Annotated in this window: 5 protein-coding genes; all 5 read left to right on the top strand. The window is 45.2% G+C overall.

Going from position 1 to position 5,694, the window contains the following annotated elements; translation table 11 throughout:
- Positions 1-171 precede the first annotated feature (171 nt).
- The 5 genes from prfA (at position 172) to ABES03_RS05515 (ending at position 5,607) form a co-directional block, all read left to right on the top strand.
- Positions 172-1,245: a peptide chain release factor 1 gene (gene prfA / locus ABES03_RS05495; protein WP_430115868.1), complete on the top strand. Its 1,074-nt coding sequence runs from the start codon at positions 172-174 to the stop codon at positions 1,243-1,245.
- Positions 1,238-2,101: a peptide chain release factor N(5)-glutamine methyltransferase gene (gene prmC / locus ABES03_RS05500; RefSeq protein WP_430115870.1), complete on the top strand. Its 864-nt coding sequence runs from the start codon at positions 1,238-1,240 to the stop codon at positions 2,099-2,101. Before prfA ends, prmC begins: the two co-directional genes overlap by 8 nt.
- 802 nt (positions 2,102-2,903) lie before the next feature.
- The gene (spoIIR, locus tag ABES03_RS05505; RefSeq protein ID WP_430115872.1) at positions 2,904-3,764 is read left to right on the top strand and encodes a stage II sporulation protein R; all 861 of its coding nucleotides are present in this window, start codon (positions 2,904-2,906) and stop codon (positions 3,762-3,764) included.
- A gap of 168 nt (positions 3,765-3,932) precedes the next feature.
- A complete protein-coding gene (locus ABES03_RS05510; protein WP_430115874.1) occupies positions 3,933-4,379 on the top strand; it encodes a GNAT family N-acetyltransferase in 447 nt (148 codons plus the stop codon).
- Positions 4,380-4,563: 184 nt separating this feature from the next.
- Positions 4,564-5,607 (top strand): L-threonylcarbamoyladenylate synthase, encoded by a 1,044-nt coding sequence (locus ABES03_RS05515; protein WP_430115876.1) that lies wholly within the window; start codon positions 4,564-4,566, stop codon positions 5,605-5,607.
- The last annotated feature ends 87 nt before the right edge of the window (positions 5,608-5,694 follow it).

Raw genomic sequence — 5,694 nt, forward strand, 5'->3', positions numbered from 1 at the left:
GAGGAGGCTCGCCGAAACACCCACGGAAAGCGAAGCTCCTGGAGCGGAAATCAACAGACTAGGTTAGTAGAAGCATGCTGAAAAATTTTTCTCCCGCAAATTGGTTTTGACTGAGGTTTTCACCTATACTATAATTAGAATGTTATGGACTAAAAACTGAGGTGAATGGCTGTGTTTGATCGTCTTCAATCTGTGGAAGATCGTTACGAAAAGTTGAATGAACTTTTGAGCGACCCAGAAATCATTAATGATTCAAAAAAACTTCGTGAATATTCAAAAGAACAATCTGATATACAAGAGACTGTACAAACGTATCGTGAATATAAAGAAGCTCGCGAACAGTTTCAGGATGCGAAAGCAATGCTTGAAGAAAAGCTCGACGCTGAAATGCGTGAAATGGTAAAAGAAGAAGTGAACGAGCTAGAAGCCCAAATAGAGGAACTAGAAGCAAAAATGAAGATTCTTCTTATTCCAAAGGATCCGAACGATGACAAAAACGTTATCTTTGAAATCCGTGGGGCTGCCGGCGGAGATGAAGCGGCCTTGTTTGCTGGAAATTTATATCGTATGTACAGCCGTTATGCGGAAGCACAAGGCTGGAAAATTGATCTCCTTGATGCGAGCCCAACCGGACTTGGCGGATACAAGGAAATTAGTTTTATGATCAATGGTCAAGGAGCATACTCCAAATTGAAGTATGAGAACGGTGCTCACCGTGTTCAGCGTGTTCCGGAAACGGAATCAAGCGGCAGGATTCATACGTCGACGGCAACCGTTGTTTGCTTGCCTGAAGCAGAAGAATTAGAAGTAGAAATCAATGATAAAGATATCCGTTTTGATGCGTTTGCTTCAAGCGGTGCCGGCGGACAGTCCGTTAACACGACCATGTCAGCCGTTCGCTTAACGCACATTCCTACCGGGATTGTTGTTTCGATTCAAGATGAGAAATCGCAGCATAAGAACAAGGATAAAGCGATGAAAGTATTACGTGCACGTATTTATGATAAATATCAGCAGGAAGCACAAGCTGAATATGATTCCGTGCGTAAATCAGCTGTTGGTTCGGGTGACCGTTCTGAGCGGATTCGTACCTATAACTTCCCGCAAAACCGAGTGACTGACCACCGAATCGGCTTAACGATTCAAAAACTGGATCAAATCTTGGAAGGTAAGCTTGATGATATCATCGATGCGCTAGTGATGGATGACCAAGCGAGAAGACTGGAAAGTGCATCTAATGAGTAAAAAAGGTTTCGAAGCTCTTCATTGGGCTTCTTCTTTTTTAGTTGAGAATAGTCGTGATGAGAATGCAGGGGAGCTGCTTCTTCGGCATTTCAGTGGTATGTCGCGGGCGCAGTTGTTCGCAAATATCCGCGATGAGCTAGCTCCTGGTGTGTGGGAGGTTTTTGAAAAAGCAGTTCTTGAGCATGTTGCGGGTGTTCCGGTCCAATACATCATCGGCTCAGAAGATTTTTACGGGCGTGAGTTTATTGTAAATGAAGAGGTACTGATTCCAAGGCCGGAGACGGAAGAGTTGGTGGAAGGAACCCTTCAGCGAATCAAACGACTTTTCAGTGAAAAACAAGAAATTAGGCTCGTTGATATTGGTACCGGCAGCGGGGCGATTGCCATTAGCATGAAGCTTGAACAGCCTGCACTGGTGGTTTTTGCTTCTGATATTGCCGAAGAATCGTTAAAGGTGGCCAAAGAAAACGCGCTTCGTCTTCAGGCGGACGTCAAGTTTGTCCAAGGTGATTTGCTTAAGCCGTTTATCGGAGAAGCGTTTGATGTGGTGATGTCGAATCCACCGTATATTCCGACTGGTGATATTGTGACGATGTCGGAAGTGGTAACGGAGCATGAGCCGTATCGTGCGTTGTTTGCTGGGGAGGACGGCTTGGATTTTTACCGACGCTTTATGGTGGAGCTCCCACAGGTACTAGCGCCGTGCGCGTTAGTATGTTTCGAAATTGGGGCCGGTCAGGGCGAAGCGGTAGCGGAGCTTTTTCGAAAAGCGTTCTCGAACGTGAAGGTGGAAGTGGTCAATGATATTAACGGCAAGGACCGAATGGTGTTTGCGGAAATCGGCTTCGGGGCTTAGTGCCTCGGAGCTTTTGTTTTGTAAGTAAAAAAAGTCTGTCCCTCACAGTCCTTGATAATTGTGTGTGTTTGAGAGGGTGTAGTTCAGTGGTTGGCGAGTAAAATGGGTTGCTGACGAGTAACGTATGAAGGTTGACGAGTAAAAAAGAAAATCGACGAGTAAATCATGTATTTGACGAGTAAAACAGCGAAAGTGACGAGTAATAAAGGGGAAAATATAAAAAAGGTAATTTTAAAGGTACTTCATGAGGTGAGCAACACTTAATTTGAAAGGAAGATACTTGAGCCAGGCTAAACACTTGGCTTTTTTGTTATAAGAATGTTTCTATTTGCTCGACATGGTAGGCAAACAAGGAAACGGGTAACGTAGGCCGCGTCTACGTGCTCGAAATGGTAGTTGGACAATGAAGTGGGTAACGTAGGAGACGTCTACGTGCCTGAAAAGGTAGTTGGACAATGAAGTGGGTAACGTAGGAGACGTCTACGTGCCTGAAAAGGTAGTTGGACAATGAAGTGGGTAACGTAGGAGACGTCTACGTGCCCGAAATGGTAGTCAGACAATGAAGTGGGTAACGTAGGAGACGTCTACGTGCCTGAAATGGTAGTCAGACAATGAAGTGGGTAACGTAGGAGACGTCTACGTGCCTGAAATGGTAGTCAGACAATGAAATGGGTCACGTAGCCAACGTGCTGCTAGTCCAGCAACTCGTAGTGCTTAGAAAAAATAGCATTTTTTATCATTTTACTAGTTTAAGATTCTGGCAACCTGTCCACAATGAAGATATCGAAGGGACGGTGCTGAGATGAGAAACAAATTAGTAGTATGGGGATATTTAGTGGTTTTATCGTTAGGGACAATCCTAAGTTTATATATGCCGAAGACGGAAGCTGCAGCGAAGGAGTCAATCGTGATTCCGGGAGAGGCGATTCGCCTACGAATTCTAGCAAATAGTGATTTTGAATCAGATCAAGCGATTAAGCGTAAGGTACGAGATGCAGTGAATGCACAGATCACGCTGTGGGTGCAGGATTTGACGTCGATGGAAAAAGCTAAGACAGTTCTTACTTCGAAGCTTCCAGAAATTCAAGCGATTGCTGAAAAGACCGTACGTGAGCAGGGTTCGGATCAGTCGGTAAAAGTAGAGTTTGGCAAGGTTCAGTTTCCAACGAAGCTATATGGACAGTTTTTATATCCAGCAGGCGAATATCAAGCGATTTTGATTACTCTTGGTAAGGGTGAAGGAGCGAACTGGTGGTGCGTGCTTTATCCGCCATTATGCTTTCTAGATTTTTCAAATGGTGTGGCTGTGAGTGACGGGTTTGAGGAAGAGAAAACGGCAAAGGCTGAGATGGCAGCAGATAAAGAAGTGGAACCGAAAGCAGAGGTAAAGCAGGATAAAGAGCAGGCTACTGTGACGGTCCAGGATCAGGATCAAGATCAAGAGGAAGAGTTGGCGGATCATAAGAAGTTTGCAGCCGCTGAAGAGGAAGAAGTGGTCGTGCATAAAAAAACGGCTGTGGGAGAAAAGGAAGCAGTTAAGAAAGAAGAAAAGAAGACGAAAAAGCATGTGAAGAAGAACGCACCTGTGTACACAGAAGAAGATGAAGAGCCGGTGAAGGTGAAATTCTTCGTTTTGGAAATGTGGGAAAAGCTCATGTACTAAACCAGTTCCTAAATGGGGCTGGTTTTTTTGTAGGAGGCTCCTGGACTGCCCGCAGAAAGCAGGCTGTTTGGGAAAAAATTTACTAGATTCCCGGACTAGCCTGTTCTATTTTTCCTACCTATTCATATTAATAGAGTAGAAAAAGAAAATGAATGAGGTGGAAGAGAGATGCAGGCATTAATTCGTAGAGCAAGTAAAGAGGATTTAGGAAATTTAAGAGAGTTTCTTTCACGGGCGGGGCTTGGGACGGATGGACTAAATAGTGAGACGATCGATCATTTTCTACTGCTAGAAAACGAGGATGGATCGTTGCGGGGGTCGCTTGGTATGGAGGGGTTTGGGGAACAGGGGTTGCTGCGCTCGCTGGTCGTGTCGCCTGGACAAGCAGATAAGGAAATTTTCGTCCTTTTTGATCAAATGGTGCAATTAGCGAAAGAAAAGGGAATGAGAAGCTTATTTTTGGCAACAAATAAGAGTGTGGCTCTTCCGTTTTTTGAATTGATGGGCTTTCAACGGGTGGTTCGTGAGGAATTACCAGTTGGATTTTATCAATCTGAGCACATTCGACACGTTTTAAATGTGGATAACTCGTTATTCTTAAAATTCTCTTTATAAATGTGGATATATCCACAAAGTTATCCACTTTTTTCGGAAACTTATACACAATTTGTGGATAAACCTTGTTTTTATACCCACCTTCTTTTATACTTTCAAACGTACTCGTTCAAAAATCTGAGTCAAGGTGCCTAGATTCGCCAAATTTCGATAAAAGACTCAGTTATGATAAAGGTGGATAACTATGAACACAAAAGTCTGGAAAGTGGATAAGTATGTGGATAATCTCGTAAATAATCCACAAGTTGTGGATGCAGCTCATTTTTTACGAGAAAATGAGGTGGTAGCCCTCCCAACAGAGACTGTATATGGCTTGGGTGGGAATGCCGAAAGTGATGAAGCGGTAGCAAAGATTTTTGCTGCGAAAGGACGGCCGAGTGATAATCCGTTAATTATCCACATTGCAAACCGGGAGCAGTTGAAACGGTTTGTGGCGGAGGTTCCTGCTAAGGCCGAGATCCTGATGGATGCTTTTTGGCCAGGGCCGCTGACGATTATTTTTAAAAAGAAGGAAGGCGTTCTTTCGGAAAAAGCGACTGCCGGTTTAACGACGGTTGCGGTTCGGATGCCGGATCACCCCGTTGCGCTGGCGCTGCTTAAGGCGAGCGGACTGCCGATTGCAGCGCCGAGTGCCAATAGCTCAGGCAAACCGAGTCCTACGAATGCCGTGCATGTGTTGGATGATTTAAATGGAAAAATTGCCGGGGTACTCGATGGCGGCGCGACCGGGGTGGGTGTGGAGTCGACGGTGGTTGATTGCACAGAACCGATTCCGGTTATTTTGCGGCCAGGTGGTGTCACGAAGGAGCAGCTTGAAGCAGTGATTGGTGAGGTTCGGGTCGACCCAGCGTTAACCGATGAGGCAGCAAAACCGAAAGCGCCGGGAATGAAATATCGCCACTATGCCCCGAACGCACCGCTTTACATGGTGTCAGGCACCAGAGAGTTTCTGCAAAGTTTAGTAGAAGAAAAGCGGCAGGAAGGCTTGCGGGTCGGGGTGTTAACGACGGTGGAGAATGTAGAGTTCTACCATGCGGATATGGTGTTCGCTTGTGGAAGAAGGGCAGAGTTGGAGACGGTGGCCACGGCATTGTATGATACGTTACGCCGATTTAACGAGACCGATGTGGATATCATTTATAGTGAAATCTTCCCGAGCACTGGCGTGGGACATGCAATCATGAACCGCCTGCAAAAAGCAGCAGGAAATAAGTTAATTACCGAGTAAGCACCAGGGTTAATCCGCTGGTGCTTTTTTTATGGACATGTTATAGAAAATTAATGATTCATTACACTCTGTTGATTGGAGTGGAAG

The sequence above is a fragment of the Neobacillus rhizosphaerae genome (assembly GCF_050477885.1).
GTDB lineage: Bacteria > Bacillota > Bacilli > Bacillales > Cytobacillaceae > Neobacillus > Neobacillus rhizosphaerae_A.